The sequence below is a fragment of the Aliiroseovarius sp. S1123 genome (assembly GCF_023015885.1).
Lineage (GTDB): Bacteria > Pseudomonadota > Alphaproteobacteria > Rhodobacterales > Rhodobacteraceae > Aliiroseovarius.
Window position 1 is genome coordinate 128907 of sequence record NZ_JALKBE010000004.1, and the last position, 22081, is coordinate 150987.

The 22081-nt window shown below is 59.9% G+C and carries 22 protein-coding genes; 12 read left to right on the top strand and 10 right to left on the bottom strand.

The window, feature by feature from the left end; translation table 11 throughout:
• Positions 1-2: 2 nt before the first annotated feature.
• Positions 3-341, bottom strand: a complete 339-nt coding sequence (locus tag MWU53_RS09545; RefSeq protein WP_108855226.1) for a P-II family nitrogen regulator — start codon at positions 339-341, stop codon at positions 3-5.
• A 286-nt stretch (positions 342-627) separates the two neighbouring features.
• On the opposite strand from MWU53_RS09545, the gene MWU53_RS09550 reads away from it, so the two are divergent.
• Entirely contained in the window at positions 628-2853 is a 2226-nt protein-coding gene (locus MWU53_RS09550; protein WP_247092747.1) for a transglycosylase domain-containing protein, read from the top strand.
• 347 nt (positions 2854-3200) lie between these two features.
• Here MWU53_RS09550 and MWU53_RS09555 read toward each other — a convergent pair whose 3' ends face one another.
• From MWU53_RS09555 to MWU53_RS09575, 5 genes are all read right to left on the bottom strand, one after another.
• Positions 3201-4373, bottom strand: a complete 1173-nt coding sequence (locus MWU53_RS09555) for a serine hydrolase domain-containing protein (RefSeq protein ID WP_247092748.1) — start codon at positions 4371-4373, stop codon at positions 3201-3203.
• Positions 4370-5212, bottom strand: coding sequence for a type II CAAX endopeptidase family protein (locus tag MWU53_RS09560; RefSeq protein WP_247092749.1), 843 nt, complete (start codon positions 5210-5212; stop codon positions 4370-4372). The genes MWU53_RS09555 and MWU53_RS09560 overlap by 4 nt, the downstream gene beginning before the upstream one ends.
• A 135-nt stretch (positions 5213-5347) precedes the next feature.
• Positions 5348-5980, bottom strand: coding sequence for a TetR/AcrR family transcriptional regulator (locus MWU53_RS09565; protein WP_247092750.1), 633 nt, complete (start codon positions 5978-5980; stop codon positions 5348-5350).
• 671 nt (positions 5981-6651) lie between these two features.
• A complete protein-coding gene (locus MWU53_RS09570) occupies positions 6652-7239 on the bottom strand; it encodes an ABC transporter substrate-binding protein (RefSeq protein WP_247092751.1) in 588 nt (195 codons plus the stop codon).
• Between the two features lie 10 nt (positions 7240-7249).
• Positions 7250-7993 (bottom strand): VacJ family lipoprotein, encoded by a 744-nt coding sequence (locus MWU53_RS09575; RefSeq protein WP_247092752.1) that lies wholly within the window; start codon positions 7991-7993, stop codon positions 7250-7252.
• Positions 7994-8186: 193 nt separating this feature from the next.
• Here MWU53_RS09575 and MWU53_RS09580 point away from each other — a divergent pair, with 193 nt between their 5' ends.
• The 5 genes from MWU53_RS09580 to MWU53_RS09600 all read left to right on the top strand — a co-directional run bounded on the left by MWU53_RS09580 (position 8187) and on the right by MWU53_RS09600 (position 13787).
• Positions 8187-9914, top strand: a complete 1728-nt coding sequence (locus MWU53_RS09580) for a type I secretion system permease/ATPase (protein ID WP_247092753.1) — start codon at positions 8187-8189, stop codon at positions 9912-9914.
• On the top strand, positions 9911-11224 hold the full coding sequence (locus tag MWU53_RS09585; protein ID WP_247092754.1) for an HlyD family type I secretion periplasmic adaptor subunit: 1314 nt from the start codon (positions 9911-9913) through the stop codon (positions 11222-11224). Before MWU53_RS09580 ends, MWU53_RS09585 begins: the two co-directional genes overlap by 4 nt.
• Before the next feature lie 118 nt (positions 11225-11342).
• Positions 11343-11804: a RidA family protein gene (locus tag MWU53_RS09590; protein WP_247092755.1), complete on the top strand. Its 462-nt coding sequence runs from the start codon at positions 11343-11345 to the stop codon at positions 11802-11804.
• Complete coding sequence (locus MWU53_RS09595; protein WP_247092756.1) at positions 11801-12568, top strand: glycerophosphodiester phosphodiesterase family protein; 768 nt, start codon at positions 11801-11803, stop codon at positions 12566-12568. Before MWU53_RS09590 ends, MWU53_RS09595 begins: the two co-directional genes overlap by 4 nt.
• Before the next feature lie 31 nt (positions 12569-12599).
• Entirely contained in the window at positions 12600-13787 is a 1188-nt protein-coding gene (locus MWU53_RS09600) for a GNAT family N-acetyltransferase (RefSeq protein ID WP_247092757.1), read from the top strand.
• A 5-nt stretch (positions 13788-13792) separates the two neighbouring features.
• Here the strand turns inward: MWU53_RS09600 and MWU53_RS09605 are convergent, their stop codons facing one another.
• Positions 13793-14287 carry a peroxiredoxin gene (locus MWU53_RS09605; RefSeq protein ID WP_247092758.1) on the bottom strand — a complete coding sequence of 165 codons (495 nt, stop codon included), beginning with the start codon at positions 14285-14287 and terminating at the stop codon, positions 13793-13795.
• Between the two features lie 152 nt (positions 14288-14439).
• Between MWU53_RS09605 and MWU53_RS09610 the strand changes: the two genes are divergently transcribed.
• Together MWU53_RS09610 and rsmD are read left to right on the top strand one after the other, a co-directional pair.
• A complete protein-coding gene (locus MWU53_RS09610) occupies positions 14440-15648 on the top strand; it encodes an FAD-dependent oxidoreductase (RefSeq protein ID WP_247092760.1) in 1209 nt (402 codons plus the stop codon).
• Positions 15645-16205, top strand: coding sequence for a 16S rRNA (guanine(966)-N(2))-methyltransferase RsmD (gene rsmD, locus MWU53_RS09615; RefSeq protein ID WP_247092762.1), 561 nt, complete (start codon positions 15645-15647; stop codon positions 16203-16205). The genes MWU53_RS09610 and rsmD overlap by 4 nt, the downstream gene beginning before the upstream one ends.
• A 76-nt stretch (positions 16206-16281) precedes the next feature.
• Here the strand turns inward: rsmD and map are convergent, their stop codons facing one another.
• Together map and sfsA are read right to left on the bottom strand one after the other, a co-directional pair.
• On the bottom strand, positions 16282-17130 hold the full coding sequence (gene map, locus MWU53_RS09620) for a type I methionyl aminopeptidase (protein WP_247092764.1): 849 nt from the start codon (positions 17128-17130) through the stop codon (positions 16282-16284).
• A gap of 35 nt (positions 17131-17165) precedes the next feature.
• Positions 17166-17876: a DNA/RNA nuclease SfsA gene (gene sfsA, locus MWU53_RS09625; RefSeq protein ID WP_247092766.1), complete on the bottom strand. Its 711-nt coding sequence runs from the start codon at positions 17874-17876 to the stop codon at positions 17166-17168.
• A 38-nt stretch (positions 17877-17914) separates the two neighbouring features.
• Here sfsA and MWU53_RS09630 point away from each other — a divergent pair, with 38 nt between their 5' ends.
• From MWU53_RS09630 to MWU53_RS09645, 4 genes are read left to right on the top strand one after another with little or no spacing between them, the layout of a single operon-like run.
• Positions 17915-18643: a molybdopterin-binding protein gene (locus MWU53_RS09630; RefSeq protein WP_247092769.1), complete on the top strand. Its 729-nt coding sequence runs from the start codon at positions 17915-17917 to the stop codon at positions 18641-18643.
• On the top strand, positions 18640-19371 hold the full coding sequence (locus MWU53_RS09635) for a GNAT family N-acetyltransferase (protein WP_247092771.1): 732 nt from the start codon (positions 18640-18642) through the stop codon (positions 19369-19371). Before MWU53_RS09630 ends, MWU53_RS09635 begins: the two co-directional genes overlap by 4 nt.
• Before the next feature lie 12 nt (positions 19372-19383).
• Complete coding sequence (locus tag MWU53_RS09640) at positions 19384-19959, top strand: peroxidase-related enzyme (RefSeq protein WP_247092773.1); 576 nt, start codon at positions 19384-19386, stop codon at positions 19957-19959.
• Entirely contained in the window at positions 19956-20879 is a 924-nt protein-coding gene (locus MWU53_RS09645; RefSeq protein ID WP_247092775.1) for an OmpA family protein, read from the top strand. The genes MWU53_RS09640 and MWU53_RS09645 overlap by 4 nt, the downstream gene beginning before the upstream one ends.
• 61 nt (positions 20880-20940) lie before the next feature.
• On the opposite strand, the gene MWU53_RS09650 is transcribed toward MWU53_RS09645, so the two are convergent.
• Positions 20941-21846, bottom strand: coding sequence for a LysR family transcriptional regulator (locus MWU53_RS09650; protein WP_247092777.1), 906 nt, complete (start codon positions 21844-21846; stop codon positions 20941-20943).
• Positions 21847-22081 lie beyond the last annotated feature (235 nt).

Below are 22081 nucleotides of genomic sequence, written 5' to 3' on the forward strand. Positions count from 1 at the left end.
GCTTATACGGCGTCAACGCCAGTTTCGCCGGTGCGCACGCGCATGGCGTCCGACACGTCGAGGGTGAAGATTTTGCCATCACCGATCTTGCCGGTATGTGCGGCCTTCGAGATGGTCTCGACGACTTCGGCGGCAAGGTCGTCATTCACGACGATCTCAAGCTTGATTTTCGGCAAAAAGTTCACGGCGTATTCTGCGCCGCGATAGATCTCGGTGTGACCCGACTGGGCCCCAAAGCCCTTGATTTCAGAAACCATCATGCCGGTGACGCCTACGGTGGTCAGGGCCTCGCGTACGTCTTCCAACTTGAACGGTTTGATCGCTGCAATGATCAGTTTCACGTTCTTTCCTTTCCCTTTTCGGCATGGCGTGGTCACCATGCGCTTGAGGCAAGTCAGACGCCGCAGCGCAGAAAAATGCACGGGAGTGAGCAGAAATTGGGCAGGAAAGCTGACCTGAAAACCGGGTGCGCTTGGAAAATGACGCGGTTGCCTAGGGCTGTGCTGAAAAATGCAGCAGCGCGAAAAGTCGCGCGCTAACAGGCTTCGGGCTACACTTGCCCGTAACGAATCGCTAAGTCACAAAGACAAGCCCTGAGCAGACACCGAGCAGACCCGGACAAGTATCATGAGCCAATCTGGCCAAAAGCGCCCCACCCTGGTGGCAGACAAGCGTTACCCTGCGAAAAAGGCGGCGCCCAAAAAGCCTGCGCGCAAGACGACGACCACCAAGCGCAAAGCCGCCACCAAGCGTCGCGGCGCGGGTGGCGGTGGCCCAAAGAAGCCACGCTCTATCCTGATGTGGCCCTTCGTCCTGATCGGCTGGGTGTTCCGACTGTTCTGGCGCCTGATGTGGAAGGGCGCGGTGGTGACCGCGCTGCTTATCGGCGTTGCGGTGTTCTATTTCGCGTCAACGATGCCAGAGCTGAACACAATGCTGGATGGTCGGGCCAAAGGCTCGGTCACAATTCTGGACCGCTATGGCGAGGTCTACGCCTGGCGCGGAGACCAACGCGGGCGCACCATCACCACCGAAACCGTCAGCCCACATCTGAAGAACGCTGTTGTCGCGACGGAAGACAAACGGTTCTACGGCCATTTCGGCCTCAGCCCACGCGGGATTGCCAGCGCTGTGCGGATTAACATGCGCGAAGGGCGCGGGCCTTTGTCGGGTCACGGCGGCTCGACCCTGACGCAGCAGGTCGCCAAGCTTCTGTGCCTTGGCGTGCCCTATGATCCCGACCAATGGAAGAACGAAGCGGCCTATGAAGCCGACTGCCGCCAAGGGTCCTTGTGGCGCAAGATGAAGGAAGCCGTCTATGCGATGGCATTGGAGACCAAGTTCACCAAGGACGAGATCCTGACGATCTATATGAACCGCGCCTATCTGGGTGCGGGATCGTTCGGGTTCGACGCGGCATCGCAACGCTATTTCGCCATCCCCGCGTCCGAGCTGAATCCGGCGCAGGCCGCTATGCTGTCGGGTATGCTGACGGCGCCGTCACGCTTTGCCCCGACCAACGACCTGAAACGCTCGCAGGATCGCGCGGCCACTGTTCTGCGCCTGATGAACGAACAAGGCTTTCTGTCGGACAAGGAAACCGCACAGTATCAAGCGAACCCTGCCACTCTGTCGAAAGCCGCCAAGGCGCAGGCGGGTGGGTATTTCGCGGATTGGATCATGGGCGACCTGCCGGCTTTCCTGACCCGCAAGACGACCGAGGACGTGATTATCAAGACCACGCTGGATCCGCGTATTCAGAAAGCGGCGGAAGATGCGATGGCCAAGATCTTTGACGAAAAGGTCTCGGATGGATCGAAAGCGCAGGCCGCGATTGTGGTGATGAGCGCCGATGGCGCGGTCCGGGGTCTGGTGGGAGGACGTGAAACCCGCGTGACGGGGGCGTTCAACCGCGCCACACAAGCCAAGCGCCAGACTGGCTCGGCCTTCAAGCCCTTCGTCTACGCCGCTGCGCTGGACATGGGGTTCCAGTGGAATGACTTCGTCATCGACGAGCCCTATTGCCTGAACATCGCGGGCTCGGGCGAATGGTGCCCCAAGAACTACTCGAAAAAATTCTATGGCCCGGTCAGCTTCACCGAAGCCTTGGCCAAATCCCTGAACATCCCCGCCGTAAAAGTGTCCGAGGAAGTCGGGCGCGAGGCCGTGCGCTCGGTCGCGTCAATGTTTGGCATCGAAAGCGATCTTGCCGCGGGGCCCGCGCTTGCGCTTGGCGCGTCGGACGGCACGCTTCTGGAAACCACCGGCGCCTATGCGGGCATCCTGAACGGCGGCTCATCCGTGACACCCTATGGCCTGACCGAGCTAAGCCTCGTCGGTGACCGTGATCCCCTGATGACCCAGACCGGCGGCATCGGCGAGCGCGTAATCTCGCGCGAGGCCGCCGCGCAGCTAACATATATGATGCACCGCGTGATCCAAGAAGGCACCGGCACACGCGCGCGGATCGACGGGCTTGAGATCGCAGGCAAGACCGGCACCAGCCAATCGGCGCGCGATGCGTGGTTCATCGCCTTCACGGCGGATTACGTGATGGGCATCTGGATGGGCTATGACGACAACACGCCCCTGAAAGGCGTGACCGGCGGCGGTCTTCCGGCCGAGATGTGGCGCGAGGCGATGGTGAACATTCAGTCTCAACTGGTCCCCACACCGCTGCCGATGATCCGCCCGGATTTCGTGCCGCAGTTCGACGGACGCACGATGAACTCGGGTGACACCCCCGGCTTCCAAGGCATCCCGCAAAACGGTCGGGGTGGTGGGTCGGTCGGCGAAGCTGTCGAGGATGTGTTTATCGGTGTGCTCCGGTCGATCTTCGGCCAAGGCAACTGATCCAAGAGACGTACAAAGAAAATGCCCCGGCACATTGGTGACGCATTCCGTGTGGTGGGACACAAATAGGGCCCCGGCGCCAGCTACGCCGGGGTCCAAAATTTTTGATGGCGAATTTCAATTCTTCTTCAACATCTTCAACGGTTCAATTCGGAAGGGTCCAAATCCGGCCCCAACCGGACATTGGATTTGGTATATGGCGCCGCAGCGCAGCTTCATTGATCCGGTCATTTGCTGCGGATGTTCTTTCAAGAGGTGGCGCACTCATAATCTGCAGAGCAACGCCGGCATCCGCGACTAAACAACGAACGTCCGCTCCGGAAGTCACTTGAAAAAGTGGACAGGCCTCATTGAGTAGCCGACCCGATCAGCGCCTCTGCCAAGGCAATCTCTAACGCAGAAACAAGGTCTGTCGCATCATCGAGAACTCCCACATCAGAATTGATCTGAAAAGCGATTGTGAGGTCATGGTCGGCGTAGTGCCTGACGCTCGAGACGTAGCCCGGAATCCAGCCGCCATGCCCAAAGACTGGGCCATGTGGCGTATCTTGATAGATGGCAACACCACTGCCGTAAATTATTCCGGGCGCGTCCGGGTGAACCGGAACACCGTCAAGCAATCGGTCAAGATATTCGGACTCCATGGCTTCCCCATTGAACAAGGCCTGCCCCCATTTGGCGAGGTCTGCCGAGGTCGATGCAAAGCCTCCACCCGTCCATTCTATGGCTGGGTTCCAAGCCAGACTTCCACTCTCGTCCATCGTGCGCGGCGGAAGGCCGAACGGATTGCTCTCCTCGGTGTAGCCGACGGCCAGACCCTCGATCCCTGGGGCGTTGGACGGGTTCGTTCTTGTCAAATCCAGCGGTATAAGGAACCTCTTCCGGGCAAGGTCAAATACGTCCTCGCCAGTCGCCGCCTCGATCACCAAGCCAAGCAAAAGATAGCCAGTATCGGTGTAAGCCCATGCCGACCCCGCCTCGAATAGCGGGGGTTCGTCCAGAATGAATGCGATGATCTCGTCCGGCTCAAAGGGCGTTCGCAACCCCAGGGCAATCAGCGAAGCAGCGACATCTTCCATATGAACGTGGTCCGGCAGGCCGGCACTGTGGGTCAAGAGTTGACCGACAGTCATGGTATCCGCATTTGGGAGGCGATCAAACCACGGAAGATGGCCGAGGTGGTCAGAGACAAGATCGGCACGGCTTAGCGCTCCTTCCGACTCAAGCGAGAGCGCCAAAGCCCCCCAGATCATCTTTCCGATGCTCGCCGCCAGCATTCGGCTTTCTGTCGTCATCGGGACACCGGCCTCGACGTCCGCAAGACCGATTGCAAGCGTCTCAATGTGGCCATCCGCCAGTGAGAACGCGACAGTTGCGCCGGGGAAGCCGTAAGTCTGCTGGAAGTCTTCAAGCAAACCCTGGACCCTTTCGCGCGCGCTGTTTTCTGCTGCACTTACCGGCAGGGAAATCACGAAGGGCAGGACGAGAAGCGTGACGATATGTAATAGAGGGCGTTTCACAGGCTCGCTCCCCCATTGTCAGGAATGACCTCCGTCACCGAACCGGTACGGTGAAGCATTGTCTCTCGGTTCCACCACACGACGACGACGGTGACCGCCACCAGAATCCATGTATCAAAGGGTTGTGCATCCGGCCAGATTGGAAGGATCAACTGCCAATGGAACAGCATCGGCCAGAGAAGGCTGCCGCGTGACGTGTTAAAGATTGGTGTCACAAGAACTGCAAGGGTGATGTTGCCGACGAGAAAGGGAAAGAAGTTCCACCCGGCAAAGACGGTGCCGGATAGAAAAAACGCAGGCAGGTGCCAGATCCCCCAGAGTGTGCCGATGATCACACCGGCCCAGAGCGGTGCCATGCGCCGTTGCAGAATTGGCTGCGCGATGCCCCGCCAGCCAAATTCCTCGATTGGTCCGAGAAAGAGCATCATCAGAGTGAGCGCGCCGACGGCGCCGACCCCCTCTGGTGGGAGCGGCGCAAAAAACGGCCCGCCTTTCATCAACGACCCCATCATGAAGACAAGCGGTATGCCGATCAGGATAAAGACCACCCAAGGCGGCGACCCCCGCCACATGAAGAGCCGCGACAGAAAGGATTTCAGGCCTATCAATCCCCCAAAAAAGAGAACAACTGCAAAGGCCGAGATCGCCGGCGCCCATGTTGCAAGAAAGAAGAACGGGTGTGATCCGCTGATCTCGCCGAAAGTTGCCGCGGCCCAGTCAGGCGCAAGGATGTAGCCACCAACGAGCCCCCAGGTAATCGCGAACGTCAGAGCGTAGAAACCGATGATCGCGCGGGATGGTACCTGAACGGTGTGAGTTTTTGAGGCAATATCTGCCATGGGAGTTTCCCCCGTGTATAGAGTTGAAGCAGGGCAAGCCGGGGCGCTTTTGGCCCTCGAATTGCAAATAAGAACAGCCTTCCGATCCGCAGGATGCGGCACTGGAAAACCTTGTCTGTTTCTTTGCTCATGCCTCTACTCCACGGTCCGGATCGGGTTCATGAAGTCAAAACTCCCCGGCTTGGCGCCGAGTGCTTTTTCTATGATTGTTTGCATCACCAAGCGCCTTGCACGGAGTTCGGCCTCGGAGAACCCAAACATGCTGCCGTCGGTCAGGAACTGCGCACCGGTGAAAAGAAACTGGATCGTTTCAAGTGGCTTCTCGACCTCGAAAACACTTTCACCAACCCCCTGCTCGACGATCTGCGCCAGAATCGGTGAGAGTTGGAGAACAGTCTGAATGTTGGTGAGTTCGTGAAGCTCGCGGTTCTCTGGAAGGTGCAGCATTTCGGCGACTTCAAGGCTGCCGTCGTCGCCGATGTGGCTGTTTCCCAAGAGAGCTTCCATCTTCTGCATTGCTGTCAGTGAGGGTTCGTCAGCAATGCCTTTGGCAGACTCGACAATTTGGGCGAGGGTTTTGTCAACGATTGCTTCGAGGATGTCCGGCTTGGATTTGAAATAATAATAGAAGGTCCCTTTTGCGACGCCAATCTCGCGAATGATCATCTCAACCGAGCATTTGGCATAGCCATGCTCGCGAAACAGCCGATCCGCTGTTTCGACGATTTCGGCGCGCCGTTCTTCAGGGGCTTTGACGATTCGTGCCATTACGATCCTCCGTTGGTCATTTGTTACTGACTGACCGTCAGTCAGTCAAGAGCAAGCTTAACTTCGAAGAGTGCGTTCTGACGCAGAATGGACGTTTAGCTTGTCGGCAGTATTCGTGAAGAGTTGGCTTGCGGCATTGCAGAGCAAAACGGGATAAGACGTCGCCTGAATGTCGACTTCCAACTCTACGGCATGTTTGGCTCGCACATGCAGCGAATGACCGGAATCCCCCCTGTTTACCTAGCGACGGGAACGGCCCAGACCTGACTTTTAGCCGTGCTATGCTACGTTGCGTTGCGACCCAAGACGACCACCGTTCGCTGCGCCAGCAAGATCGACAACTCGGCGAACTGTCGATCAGCGGGACAAAGCCGAGTATTCGCGTTGCACGTGGTACGCCATGCATGCGACGTTCAAAACGCATTGCCCATTAGGGTGGTGGCGCATCTCGGGATTCTGATCGACCGCGAGATTAAGAAGGTCAGTTTCTTCAACCTCGCCGATATGTCAGTTGCGCTCGGCCCAGACCGGCCGACGATCCAAACCGACTTTCCTGTTCAAAAACAAAAACCTGCCGCGATGAACGCGACAGGTTGTCTTGTTGGCATGTCCCAACTCACGGAATGCGTCAGCACATTGGCCGGGGCTTTCTTCATTCTATGGGGCGAAGATCAGCCCTTTTGTAGATCCGCGATCAGCTGGTTCAGATCACCCTTGCGGCGGTCCAGCATCGCGCCGATTTCCTTGCGCTCGGATTTCACGATCGAAATCCCTTCGACCTGCATGTCGATGAACTTGCCGTTGCTGGCTGCCACGACAAACACGACGTCGAACGGCGAATGACCTTTCAGCGTGGTCTTGGTCAGCACCTCGAAACGGCTTTTCACTTGCGTCGTGCTGACGACATCAATGCGACCACCTTCAAACTCGCGGAAGCGGCTGCCATAACGGCGCGCCATGTAGGTACGGAACGCTTTGACGAAGGCGCTTTTCTGCGCGGCGCTGGCCGACCGGCCATCCGGGCCAAGCGCGGACAGGGCAATGAAATTCACATCAGCGTATTCCGCGAACACGCCTTCGAACCGCTTGATCATCGTCGCCTCTGACGCACCCGAGTTGATGATCCCGTTAATGTCGCGCACAACCTTGCCAATCAGGCTTTCCGCCTGAGACGCGGAAATCGCAGCCAGTGCACGGCCCGGCATCGCAGCCAATACGCCCAAACCAGCCAGCCCGCCAACAAAGGCGCGACGTGTCATAGAGGTCTCGTTACCCATCATACGCATCGTAAATATCCTCAAGCTCGTCATCTTCTACTTCAACGCCAAGTTCGTAGCGGCGCGAGTCCAGATAATAGAGCTGCATCAGCTCATAGCCTTCTTCGCTTTCGTAAAACTCTTCAATCGTACCGCTGAACTGATAGCGATCACCAAACTTAGACAGAACCCAGGCCGCTTTGGGAAGATGTTTCACTTCCGTCGGCAAAGCCAAGCTTAGTGGGTTCAACACGAAGTCCACCACGATACCGACGGCATCACGCTCGGTCGACGGGCCAAAGAAGGGCAGAACCACATAGTCCCCTTCCGCGGCGCCCCACACATGCAGGGTTTCGCCAAAATCGCTACCACGTTCCTCCAGACCAATATCGGTCGCCACGTCGAATATGCCAAGCAGACCTAACGTAGAATTGAACACGAAACGGACCGTGTTGTGGACGGCGTCTTCAACATTGCCCTGCAACAGGTTGTTCGCAACCACCCCCGGCAAGGATGCATTGTCCGAGAACGCCGAAACCGAATCGCGCACTGGTTGCGGCAGAAGGCTGCCATAGGTATTGGACGCAGGCGACACCAGCGCTTTGTCCAAATTGACATTGGCACGGTGCGTCCGGCGGTTCTGATCCTCGTGCGGATCTGCATAGCCAGAAGGCGCAGGCGCTGTTGCGCAAGCGCTTAGCCCCATCAGCGCCAGACCGGCAAGCGCCACCACATATTTCGAATTTCTTTTCTTCACGTGAACTATCGCTAAACTTGGTGTTTTCCGCTTATTCGGGCAACACATAATAGATGCAGACCAATTGCACAGATGTTAAGGCTTCCGCAGCTATTGAATGTGACTATTTGGCGACAGGTGCAAGCAGAAACCTGCCAAGCGTCAAAGGCCGTCCGGGCTGCAGACAGGCGTTTATAGGAATAAACAGACCGACATGAAACAGAACCAACTGATTCAAGGGCTGGAAGAGCTCCGATCTCAGCGCCGCAAGCTGCACGGGTTGATGTGGAGCGTTGCGCTGTTCTCGGTCTTTGTGAACCTGCTGATGCTGACGGCACCAATCTATATGCTGCAGCTGTATGATCGGGTGCTGGGCAGCCGGTCTGAGGCGACGCTGATCGCCCTGACCCTGCTGATGGGCTTTCTGTTCCTGATGATGGGCATTCTGGACTATGCCCGCGCGCGCATTCTGGCGCGCGCCGGGGCGCAGTTTCAGGCCTCGCTTGATCATCGGGTGTTTTCAGCCGTGATGCGCCACCCCAGCAAAGACGGCGGCACGTCGGCTGGGCTAAAGGATCTCGAGGCGGTGCAAAAGCTGCTCTCCAGCCCGGTCATCACCGCCGCCTTCGACATTCCTTGGACCCCGTTTTTCCTGTTTGCCATCAGCATCTTTCATCCGTGGCTGGGCATTTTGGCCATCGCGGGTGGGGCCGTGCTGATCGGCATCACGATACTGAACCAGATCATGACCAAGGGGCCCCTGACCAAGGCCACGATCGCCACCCACCACGCAGATCGAATGGCCGAACAGATGCGCGTCGAAGCCGAGATGGTCCGCGCGCTTGGCATGTCCAGCGGTGCGTATAAGCGCTGGCATCAGTCGCGCGACGTGTCGCTATATGAAAACCTGCGCGCCTCGGATCGGCTGGGGCAGTTTTCCGCCATGTCCAAGACCTTCCGCCAGTTTCTGCAATCCGCGATGCTGGGACTTGGGGCGTATCTGGCCTTGAAAGGAGAGATATCTCCGGGCGCGATGATCGCGGGATCAATCCTGCTGGGCCGCGCCCTTGCGCCCGTGGATATGGCCGTGAGCCAATGGCAACTGGTGCAACGCGCACGGTCCGGCTGGCAGGCATTGGCCGAGCTTTTGGCCGAAACGCCCCCCGAACAGGAACGCACCACGCTGCCGCGGCCGGACGCGAAGCTGAAGGTGGACAAGCTGACGGTCATTCCCCGTGGGGCAAGCCGCGCCGTCCTGCGACAGGTCACGTTCGACCTGAACCCAGGAGAGGCGCTGGGGGTCATCGGCCCATCCGGGTCGGGTAAATCGACCCTCGCGCGGGTGTTGACTGGCGTTGTCACGCCAGATGCTGGCACGGTCCGCTTGGGCGGTGCATCGCTGGACAATTACACACCCGAGGCCTTGGGGCAGTATATCGGCTATCTGCCGCAGCGCGTGCAGATGTTCGAGGGTACGATTGCCGAAAACATCGCGGGGCTTGAACTGCAGCCCGACGCAGCCGCAGTCGTTGCCGCCGCTCAGATGGCCGGTGCGCATGATCTGATCCTGTCGCTGCCCGACGGCTATGACACACGACTGTCTCCGGGGGGGGCGCCCCTGTCCGGCGGCCAGATGCAGCGTGTCGGCTTGGCCCGCGCGATCTATGGCGAACCAGTCATTCTGGTGCTGGACGAACCGAACTCGAACCTCGACAACGAAGGCACGCAGGCGTTGAACAACGCGATCCGCGCGGTGAAAGACCGCGGCGGTGCCGTGATGATCATGGCCCACCGTCCCGCCGCCATTCGGGAATGTGACCTGCTGCTGATTATCGACGATGGCGTCGCACGCAGCTTCGGCCCGCGCGACGAGGTGCTGAACAAGCATGTTCAGAATGCGCAGCAGATCCAGTCGGCCCAGACCAACGGGGGCACGCAATGACACAGGATATTCACGCCCCGAACTTCTCGGCCCGCCGCCCGCTGATCCTTGGATTCATCGCCTTGCTGGTCCTGATCGGCGGCTTTGGCACATGGTCCGTCGCCAGCAAATTGTCTGGTGCCGTGATCGCCGAAGGGCAGGTGCAGATCGAGCAGAACCGCAAGGTCGTTCAACACCCAGACGGCGGCGTCGTGACCGAGATCCTGATCAAAGAAGGCGACGTGGTGCAGGCCGGCGATGTGCTGGTACGCTTGGATGCGGGGCAACTGGCGTCACAGCTGACGATCATCGAAGGCCAGTATTTTGAACTTCAGGCACGCCAAGCCCGGTACGAGGCCGAGCGTGACGGCGCTGACGGCTTGACGTTTGATCCCGAACTGATCGAAGCCGCCGCGAACAACCCGGAAATCGACAGCCTGATGAAGGGCCAAACGCGCCTGTTCAATTCGCGCATGGACGGGATGTCGACGCAGCTTGAACAGCTCGAGAAACGCAAGACCCAGATCTCGCGCCAACTGGACGGGCTGGACGCACAAACCACCGCGCTACGCGAGCAGTTGGCCCTAATCCGCGAGGAACTGACAAATCAGCAAGCCCTGCTGGACAAAGGCTTGTCTCAAGCCTCGCGCGTGCTGGGGTTGAAGCGCGAAGAAGCTGGAATATCCGGACGTCTGGGCGAACTCTCTGCCTCTCGCGCCGAAGCCGAGTTGCGCATCACCGAGACGGAATTGCAAAGCATCTCTTTGCAAACAGACCTGCGCGAAAAGGCGATTTCAGAGCTGCGCGATTCCCGCGCCAACACGCGCGATCTGTCCGAGCAGCGCCGCAATCTGCTGGAGCAGTTGGACCGCCTGGAAATCCGCGCACCGGTCACTGGCGTGATCCACGGATTGCAAGTCTTTGCGGAACGCGCGGTGATCCAACCGGCCCAACCCTTGCTGTATGTCGTCCCGCAGGACCGCAATCTGGTGATCAACTCGCGGGTTGAGCCGCTGCACGTTGATCAGATTTTCTTAGGGCAGAAGGTGTATCTGCAGTTTCCCGCTTTCAACAGCCGTGAAACCCCAGACCTTTTGGGGCATGTCACACGCATTTCGGCGGATTCCTTTGTGGATGACGTGACCGGACAAGCATTCTATGTGGCGGAAATTCAGATGGACGAAGGCGAGATCGCACGTCTACCCGAAGGGGCTGTTCTGCTTCCGGGCATGCCGGTGTCCGCGTTCATCCGCACGTCGGATCGCAGCCCAATCCTGTATCTGATCGAACCCCTTTCGGACTATTTCAAGAAAGCCTTCCGCGAGTCCTGATCCAGCGCGACGGGGAAAAGCACGAAGGCGTCGGTTTCCCCCTTCCCCTGATCCCGGACGCGGGCTAGCGTCCTGAAAAGGCCCGCCCCTTGGGCCTGCTACTTGAAAGGATCGCCCGATGAGCGCTTTTGAAACCCGCCTTGCTGAACTGGGCGTCACCCTGCCTGACGCCCCTGCCCCTGCTGCCAACTATGTGCCTTATGTTCAGGTCGGAGACCTCGTGCATGTCTCGGGCCAGATCTCGATGAAAGACGGCGCGTTCCTGACCGGCAAGCTGGGCGACGACATGACCGCCGAAGAAGGCGCCGACGCTGCGCGCAGCTGTGCCATCGCCCTGCTGGCCCAAGTAAAAGCCGCTTGTGGTGGCGATCTGGACCGCCTGCAGCGCGTCGTAAAACTGGTGGGCTTCGTGAACTCGGCCGCCGATTTCGGTGACCAGCCGAAGGTGATCAACGGCGCTTCGGACTTCATGGTCGAAGCCTTGGGCGATGCAGGCCGGCACGCGCGCTCGGCCGTATCTGCCGCCAGCCTGCCCTTTGGCGTGGCCGTGGAAATCGAAGGCATCTTCCAGATCAAATGACCCGCAAACCCGTCCCCCTGCCGCGAAGCTTCTTTGACCGCCCCATCGCCCACCGCGCCCTGCACGACCTGTCGGCAGGCCGCCCGGAAAATTCGCGCGCGGCCATTCGCGCCGCTGTGGATGCGGGCTACGGGATCGAGATTGATTTGCAGATGTCGAAAGACGGGCAGGCCATGGTCTTTCACGACTATGACCTGTCCCGCCTGACCGGCGACACGGGTCCGGTGCGCGGACGCAGCGCGGTAGAACTGGGCGCGATCGGGCTGACCGGCGGGGACGAAGGCATTCCAAGCTTCGCCGAAGTGCTGGATATCGTCGCCGGCCGCGTACCCCTTCTGGTCGAACTCAAGGACCAACACGGTGCGATGGGTCCGCATGACGGGGTGATGGAGAAAGCCACAGCCGAGGCGCTTGAAGGTTACACGGGCGATGTCGCCGTCATGTCCTTCAACCCCCATTCGGTCGAGGAATTCGGCAAGCACAACACCTCCCTCCCCCTTGGCCTGACGACCGAGGCCTACAGGGATGAAGACACCTCGCTTCTGCCCGCCGCAACGCGCGCGCGCCTGCGCGACATCCCCGACTTTGACCGGGTGGGCGCAAGCTTCATCAGCCATGACGTGCGGGATCTGGACAACCCGGCGGTCACACGCCTGAAGGATCGCGGCGTGCCGGTTCTGTGCTGGACGGTGCGATCGCAAGAGGTCGAGGCCGAGGCCCGCAAGATCGCCGACAACGTCACGTTCGAAGGCTATCTGGCTTGACCAGCCCAGCTCTCTACCCCTCAATAGGACCGTGAGCGAAACCCAAGTCGACATCCGCACCCACCAATCCCTTGCTGCCATCCGCGCAAAGGATTGGGATGCCTGCGCCTGCCCCGAACGGGTCGCGGGCGGGCGGGCCATGGACCCGTTTACCACCCACGCTTTCCTGTCGGCGCTGGAGCGTTCGGGATCGGTCGGGGAAGGCACAGGCTGGCATCCGCAGCATCTGACGGTGCACGCGGGCGAACAGGTCATCGCGGTGATGCCGCTTTACGTAAAAACCCACAGTCAGGGCGAATATGTGTTCGATCACGGCTGGGCGGATGCGTACGAACGCGCGGGCGGGCGGTACTATCCAAAGCTGCAATCCGCCGTCCCGTTCTCGCCCGTCACGGGGCGCCGCTTCCTGACCCGCCCCGGCCACACGCAGATCGGACAAGCGGCCCTTGTGCAGGGCATGGTGCAGATCGCGGCAGACAACCAGATTAGCTCGGCCCATGTGACCTTCTGCACGGGGGACGAGGCTGCGGCGGGCAAGGCCATGGGGTTGTTGGCGCGCGAAGGGCTGCAATATCACTGGCAGAATGACAGCTACGCGGACTTCGATGCGTTCCTGAATGCACTGAGTTCCCGCAAGCGCAAGCAGATCCGCAAGGAGCGCCGCATTGCGCAAAGCTTTGGCGGTGACATCCTCGCCCTAACCGGCGACCAGATCCAACCGCAGCATTGGGACGCGTTCTGGCATTTCTATCAGGACACCGGCGCCCGCAAATGGGGCCGCCCCTATCTGACCCGCGCCTTCTTTGATCAGCTCCATGACACGATGGCTCAGGATGTGCTTCTGGTGCTGGCCGAACGTGACGGGCGCCCCGTGGCCGGCGCGCTAAACGTGATTGGCCGCGACACGCTGTTCGGCCGCTACTGGGGTTGTGTCGAGGACCACCCGTTCCTGCATTTCGAGCTGTGCTATTACCAAGCCATAGACTTTGCCATTCAGCACGGTCTGACCCGTGTCGAGGCCGGCGCGCAGGGCGAACACAAACTGGCACGCGGTTATCTGCCCGCCGCCACCCATTCGCTGCACTGGATCAACGACCCCGGCTTTCGCGAGGCCGTCGACCAGTTTCTTCGCTCAGAACGCAGGGCCGTGGCGCAGGATATCGACATCCTGACATCCTACGGCCCGTTCAAATCCGTGGACGTGTCGGAACACGACTAAAAGGCTTAGCCCCGAATGGCCTCGAGCATCGATTCCCCAGCCGAGATACCGCACATGCCGGGGTTGTCCTCGATATGCAGGATCTTCACCTCGCCATCCACCACATAGGCTCCGTAGCGCTTCGAGCGGTTGATCAGGCCCGCAGGCGGCGCGGTGAAATCCATGCCAACGGCTTTGGTGAACTCGGATTGCGGGTCGCCCAAGAACAACAGCCCTGCCTCGGCCGCTCCGGTGCTGTCCGCCCAGGCGCTCATCACAAACGCATCATTGACGGAAATGCAGATCACATCGTCCACCCCGGCCTCACCCAGCGCGGGTTTGGTACGAATATAGCTGGGGACATGAGCGTTCGAGCAAGTGCCCGAGAACGCCGCAGGCACAGCAAAGATCACCACGTTACGCCCCGCCAACAGGGACGACAGGCTGACAGGTTCGGGGCCTTCCGCGCCCATCCGCAACAGATTTACATCGGGTAACGTGTCACCAACACTCAGGGTCATTCGCGCATTCCTTACTTATGATTCAGCAAATTGACTTTTGACTTATTTCAGCGCCATGTCATCCAACAATCTTGTGTAGAGAAAGAACGCAAATCGTTGCCAAAGCAACTATTTTCGGCCTATCGTCCCCTGACAGAAACGCGGAGAAAACCATGAGCCATATCGTCGTGATCGGAGCCGGACAGGCCGGAGCATCGCTGGTCGCCAAACTGCGCAACACGGGCTTCGACGGAGAGGTCACTTTGATCGGCGCGGAAAGCGCGCCGCCCTATCAGCGCCCGCCCCTGTCCAAGTCCTATCTGCTGGGCGAGATGGAGCTGGAGCGCCTCTATCTGCGCCCCGAAAACTTCTATGCCGACCAGAACATCACCCTGCGGCTGGACACCCGCGTGGACGCGATTGACGCGGCGGCGAAAGAGGTGGTGATCGGGGATGAGCGGATCGCCTATGACCAACTGGCCATCACCACCGGATCGACGCCGCGTTATCTGCCTGCTGCGATTGGTGGCGAACTGGACGGCGTCCATGTGGTGCGCACCTTGGCCGATGTGGACGGCATGGCGCCCGAGTTCGCCGAGGGTCGCAGCGTGTTGATCATCGGCGGCGGCTATATCGGGCTTGAGGCCGCAGCGGTGGCCGCCAAGAAGGGCTTGAAAGTCACGCTGGTCGAAATGGCTGACCGCATTCTGCAACGGGTCGCCGCGCCCGAGACCTCGGACTATTTCCGCGCGCTGCATGCCTCGCACGGCGTCGACATCCGCGAAGGCGTCGGGCTGGACCGTCTGACCGGTGAGGGGCGTGTGACGGGTGCCACCTTGTCGGATGGAACTGAGCTGGAGATTGATTTCGCCATCGTTGGCGTCGGGATCGCCCCCGACAGCGCACTGGCCGAAAGCGCGGGGCTTGAGCTGGAAAATGGCATCAAAACCGACGCGGGGGGCCGCACCTCGGATGCGTCGATCTGGGCAGCGGGCGATTGCGCGTCCTTCCCCTATCGCGGCGAGCGGATCCGTCTGGAAAGTGTCCCTAACGCCATTGATCAAGCCGAGATCGTCGCCCGCAACATGCTGGGCGAAGGCGTCGACTATGTCGCCAAGCCGTGGTTCTGGTCGGATCAGTATGACGTGAAGCTGCAAATCGCGGGGCTGAACACGGGCTATGACAACATCGTCACCCGCCCCGGCGACAAGGACGGCAGCGTCAGCTTCTGGTACTATCAGGGCGACACCCTGCTGGCCGTGGACGCAATGAACGAACCCCGCGCCTATATGGTCGGCAAGCGGTTGGTCGAAGGCGGCAAATCGCCCGACAAAGCAGCCGTGGCCGATCCCGAGACCGAACTGAAAGCCCTATTGGCATGAGGATCATCGCAGGACGTTTTCGCGGGCTGGCACTGGCAAGTGTCGGCAAGGGGGATGCGGGCGCACATTTGCGCCCCACCACCGACCGCGTGCGTGAAAGTCTGTTTTCCATGCTGACAGGCGGGCGCTTTGGAGACCCCATCGACGACGCACGCGTGCTGGACCTGTTCGCAGGCACCGGCGCGCTGGGGCTTGAGGCGCTCTCGCGCGGGGCCTCCCATGTCACCTTGGTGGATGACGGACGAAAGGCGCTGTCGCTGATCCGCGAGAACATCCAGAAATGCCGCTGCGCCGACGAGGCAACGGTGCTGAAACGCGACGCCACCCGGCTGCCCGAAGGTACACCGCACGACCTGATCTTTTTGGACCCGCCGTATGGCAAAGGGCTGGGGGAAAAGGCGTTGGCGGCGGCGATCAAATCAGGCTGGGTCGCAGACGGTGCGCTGATCGTGTGGGAAGACAACGTGCCGGTGATCCCGCCCGCGGGCGTCACCCAGTTGGATAGTCGCCGCTATGGTGACACGGTGATCACGATCTGCGAGTACGCCGAAACGTAGCAGGCACCACAGATTCAAAGAGAATTCGGTGACTAGGGGGAAACCTCAGAAAGTTTCCCCTAAGTAAACTTTCCTATCAACCCCACGTCGGGTGGAACTTCCCGGCGGGCGACAGGGTGAAGATCTCGCAGCCATCCGCCGTCACGCCGACCGAGTGTTCGAACTGCGCCGACAGCGACTTGTCGCGGGTGATCGCGGTCCAATCATCGGACAGGATCTTGGTTTCCGGACGGCCCAGATTGATCATCGGTTCGATGGTGAAGAACATGCCTTCTTCCAGCACGGCGCCCGTACCCGGACGGCCATAGTGCAGCACGTTGGGCGGCGCGTGGAACACGCGACCCAGACCGTGGCCGCAGAAATCGCGCACGACGGACATACGCTGCGCCTCGGCGTATTTCTGGATGGCGTTGCCGATGTCGCCGAAGGTGTTGCCCGGCTTGACGGCGGCGATGCCCTCCATCAGCGCATCATGGGTTACTTGAATCAGACGGTCCGCATAGGGTTTGACCGCGCCAACCTTGTACATGCGGCTGGTGTCGCCATACCACCCATCGACGATCACGGTGACGTCGATGTTAAGGATATCGCCCTCGACCAGCTCGTCATGTTTGCGGCCGGTCTTGTCATTCTTCATCTTCGGCGTTTTCGAGCCGGGAATGCCGTGACAAACCACATGGTTCAGCGAGATACACGACGCGTGCTTATAGCCCTTATAGCCGATCGTGGCCGATACGGCGCCCGCTTCGTCCACCATCGCCTCGATCGCGGCGTCCAGTTCGGCGGTGGTCACACCGGGGGCGATCATCGGGGCCACACGGTCCAGAATCTCTGCCGCCAGCTTACCCGCTGCATGCATGCCGGCGAAATCCGCCGGGTCATAGAGGCGAATGCCTTCCTTGGTTACGCGCATCTTGTCGTCCATGGTGGTTTCCTTCTTCTGCCCCCTAGATAGGGCGTTCAGGCCAAAGACGCCAGAGGGGCTGCGACATCGACCCCAGACGGCGAAATTGTCGTGCCCAGAACGATCACCTCGACCCCGGCGGCGCGTGCCGCGTCGAAGGCCCGCCCATAGGCGGGATCAATGTCCCGCGCCAGATCGAACCGGTCGCAATCCGTGCGCTGCACCAGATAAAGCATCACGGCCCGGTGGCCTTCGCCGACCATATTCGCCAGCTCTCCCAGATGCTTGGTGCCGCGCGCAGTGACGCTGTCGGGAAACTCGGCCAGACCGGCTTGGCGGGACAGGGTGACGGACTTCACCTCGACATAGGTCAGGCCACTACCTTCCAAGCCGCCTTCCAACAGGAAATCAATGCGGCTTTTCTCACCGTATTTCACCTCGGCCCGGACAGAGTGATAGTCGCCCAGCCCCGGCACGGCGCGTGCTTCAAGCGCGGCTTTCAGTGCCCGGTTCGGGACCGAGGTATCGACGCCGGTGAAATGCCCATCCGCGTGTTCGACCAAACGCCAACCAAAATTCAGCTTTTTCTTGGGATCGTCGTTGGGCTCCAACCAGATTTTCGACCCCGGCTCGGCCAGCCCCATCATGGATCCGGGATTGGCGCAGTGGGCTGTCACTTCGCGACCATCTGTCAACAGGCAGTCGGCAAGAAAGCGTTTATAACGACGGACAAGCGTGGCGGGCACAAGAGGGCTGGGAAATTCCATATCCCGGGCCTATACCGGAAACAGGAAAGGAACAAGCGATGCCCAACCCCTCTGCCGCAATGCTGGTGATCGGAGATGAAATCCTGTCGGGCCGGACGCGGGATGCGAATATGCATCACCTTGCAGGCCGCCTGACCGAGCACGGTATTGATCTGAAAGAGGTGCGCGTGGTGTCCGACGACGCAGACGCCATTGTGTCCGCCGTGAAAGCCCTTTCCGCCGGGTATGACCATGTGTTCACGTCCGGCGGGATCGGTCCGACGCATGATGACATCACCGCCGACTGCATCGCCCGCGCCTTTGACGACCATATCGACATTCGCGACGACGCCCGCGACCTGCTAGCCGCCTATTACGCTGAGAACGGCCGCGAGTTCAACGCTGCCCGCCAACGCATGGCGCGCATCCCGGATCGGGCCACGCTGATCGACAATCCTGTCTCGGTCGCGCCCGGATTTACGCTGGAAAACGTGCATGTGATGGCAGGCGTCCCGTCGGTCTTCACAGCCATGGTCGAAAGCGTCCTGCCCGGCCTGACCGGCGGCGCGCCATTGGTGTCGAGGACCGTGCGGATTAACCGGGGCGAAGGCGACATTGCCGGACCTTTGGGGCAGCTTGTCCAGCACTATGCTACACTCAGTTTCGGATCCTACCCTTTCATTGAAAACGGCGCATTCGGCGTCAACATCGTTATTCGCGGCACGGATGTGGCCCTGTTAGACAACGCCACCCGCGCGCTTCAAGACCAGTTCAAGGAGGCCACATGAAAACGCCCCATCTTCCCACCGCCGAGCAATTGATCGAGGTCTGTGAAGCAACCTGGCCCCCGGCCGCCACGCATCGTGTTGGCGCATGGGTGGTGCGTGATGGCGCAGGCGGCGGCAAACGCGTGTCCGCCGCGACCGAGAACTGGCCGACCACCGAAGCCGACCTGCCCGCCGCCGAGAAAGCCATGCGCGACATGGGCATGGACCCGCTGTTCCAAATCCGTGCAGGCGACGAGCATCTGGACGAGATGCTGGGCAAACACGGTTATGATATTGTTGACCCGGTGAACATCTGGGTCATTCCCGTGGCCGAGCTGACCCGCGACCCGCTGCCGCCAGTGTCGGCCTTTGCAATCTGGCCTATGCTGTCGATCATGACCGAGCTGTGGGAAGAAGGCGGCATCCACGAACACCGCCGCGCCGTGATGGACCGCGCGGATTGCCCCAAGACCGCCCTTCTGGCGCGCACCGATGACACCCCTGCGGGCGTAGGCTTCGTGGGTGTCCATGACGGCATCGCCATGGCCCACGCGCTGCATGTCGATCCCAAGCTGCGTCGCATGGGCACTGGGCAAAACCTGTTGAAGCAGGCGGCTAAGTGGGCCGAAGATCAGGGCGCCGAGTTCCTGTCCCTGATCGTGACCCAAGGCAACCACGCCGCAAATCCGCTATATGCAAATCTTGGCATGCATCTGGTTGGGCACTACCATTACCGTGCGAAACGCTAAGAAGGACACAGTATGTCGCAAAAAACGAGCCCTGTAACCGCCCTTGACCTGCCGATGGTCGACCCCCTGCCTGACGACATCCAGAAATACTTCGACATCTGCGATGAAAAGCTGGGGCTGATCCCGAATGTGCTGCAAGCCTATGCGTTTGACATGGCAAAGCTGCGCCCCTTCATGGACATGTATAACGAGGTGATGCTGGACGACAGCGGGCTGTCCAAACTGGAACGCGAGATGATCGCGGTGGTCGTCAGCTCGATCAATCGGTGCTGGTATTGTCAGGTCGCCCATGGCGCTGCCGTGCGCCAATTGTCGGGCAATCCGCAACTGGGCGAGGCGATGGTGATGAACTGGCGCATGGCCGATCTGGATGCGCGTCAGACTGCGATGCTGGCATTCTCTGAGAAGATTACCAAAGCCTCCTCGGAAACCTCGGAAGCGGATCGTCAGGCGCTGCGCGATGTTGGGTTCTCGGATCGGGACATCTGGGACATCGCGGCGACGGTTGGGTTCTTTTCGATGTCCAACCGCATGGCATCCGCCGTCGGGATGAAACCAAACGACGAATATCACGCCCAAAGCCGATGATCCTGCCCCGCCGCCTGTTTGCTCTTGTCTGTGTGGTCGCCACGCTTCCCTTCGGGGCAGCGGCCTTGGACTTGCCCGCAGGCTCCAGACTTCAGGCTGAGGTCGCGGAAAATGGCCAAGCGGAAATCGCCACAAGCCGATTTGACGGCGTGGCCGTTCCTGCGACCACCGCCGTCGGTCATGTGACCCGGCAGGCATGGCGCGCGCCCGGTCAGGCCCAACGCAGTTACCAGATCCTGACCTCGTTGCGGGATCAGTTGCGCAAAGACGGCTATCGCATCCTGTATCAATGCCAAGCCGTGTCCTGTGGCGGGTTCGATTTCCGGTTTCAGATCGGGCATTTCGGGTCTCCGGACATGTTCGTCGACCTAGGAGACTATCACTTTCTAAGTGCCCGCAAGGATGACAGCTTCGCCCAGATATTGCTTAGCCAAAGCGCGCAGGACGCATTCTTCGAACTGACTTTCGTGACATCACCGAAAGACGCCGCGCCGCTTCTGACGACGGCCGAAGTCGCTCCGATTTCGACACCGCAGCCAAGCGATCCGTTGGACGTACAGCTATCGACCCTTGGGCATGTGGTTTTATCGGGCCTGACATTCTCGACCGGATCGGCAGAGCTTGCCGATGGCGTCGTACCTGCACTGTCTGACTTGGCAGCTTTTCTGGCCGCTGACCCCAACCGGCGGATCGTACTGGTCGGTCATACGGATGCCGAAGGCAGTCTGGACGGCAACGTCGCTCTGTCCCGCAAGCGCGCCGCATCGGTGATGGAGCGTCTGATCAACGGCTATGGCGTGGACGCAGCTCAACTGTCTGCCGATGGCGTGGGCTATCTATCCCCCTTGGCGGGGAATGCCACAGCCGAGGGGCGCGAGTTGAACCGCCGCGTGGAAGCGGTGCTGCTGAACACAAACTAACCCGCAAAAAAACGGCGGGACCAGCCCGCCGCAGATGCTCTTCGCTGTTTCTGCTCTGCCTTTACCAGATGTCTGGCCCTTTATTTGCAAAGGCTTGCACCAGAAAATCAATGAACGCGCGTACTTTGGGTTGCGTGAACCGGCCCGGAGGGTAGACCGCATAGATCCCCTGCACGTCGGCGGGCAAATCGGGAATGGCCTCTTCCACCAACCCTTGCTCTAACGCATCGGCGTAGAGGAAGCTTGGCAGATACGCGATGCCCAGACCCGAGATCGCGGCGTTCAGAAGCGACTGCCCGTCATTCACGCTAAGCCACCCGGCCGAACGCACCTGTCGCAGCTCACCCGACGGGGCGGGGATCTTCCACACATTGCCCGAGCTTTGGCTGGAATAGTGCAGAAGCTTGTGATTGTTCAGATCGTCAATGCGCTGCGGGCGTCCGTAGTGCTCGAAATAGGCGGGGCTGCCAACCATTTTGCGCGTGGTTTCAGCGATCTTGCGCGCGCGCAGCGAGCTATCCTCCAGCTCGCCCACACGGATGGCCATGTCGAACCCTTCCGAGATCAGCTCGACATACCGGTTTGCCAGTTCCATGTTCACGGTGACGTCGGGAAAGTCCTTCAAGAACTCACCCAGTACCGGGCTCAGGTGATTGACGCCAAAATCTGTCGCGACCGAGATGCGTAGCATCCCTGCCGGGGCCGATTGCATGGACGTCACCAATGCATCCGCCTCGCCCGCATCATTCAGCACACGCCGCGCGCGGTCGTAATAGGCAAGTCCAATCTCGGTTGGGCTGACACGCCGTGTCGTCCGGTTCAGAAGCCGCGCACCCAAACGCGCTTCAAGACTGGACACATGCTTTGATACAGCAGACTTCGAGATCCCCATCTTCTTGGCGGCATCAGTGAATCCCCCTTGATCCACAACTGTCGCGAATGCCTCCATTTCGGTCAATCGATCCATCACTCACTCTCTAAAAAAAATATCCTCGCAGCCATGTTTGTATCGCCACAAATTGGGGCAAGACTGTGAAGACCTGCCGACATTAAGGGGGTAATTTGATTTATGTTTACGATCTGGAAACAAGACAATTTTACAGGTCTCAAGCGCCTCACAACCCAAAGCTGCAAGCGGGAACGTGTCTATTGGCAAGAACTGCCAAACCTCAACTAAAGAACAGCCATCCGAACATGCACCC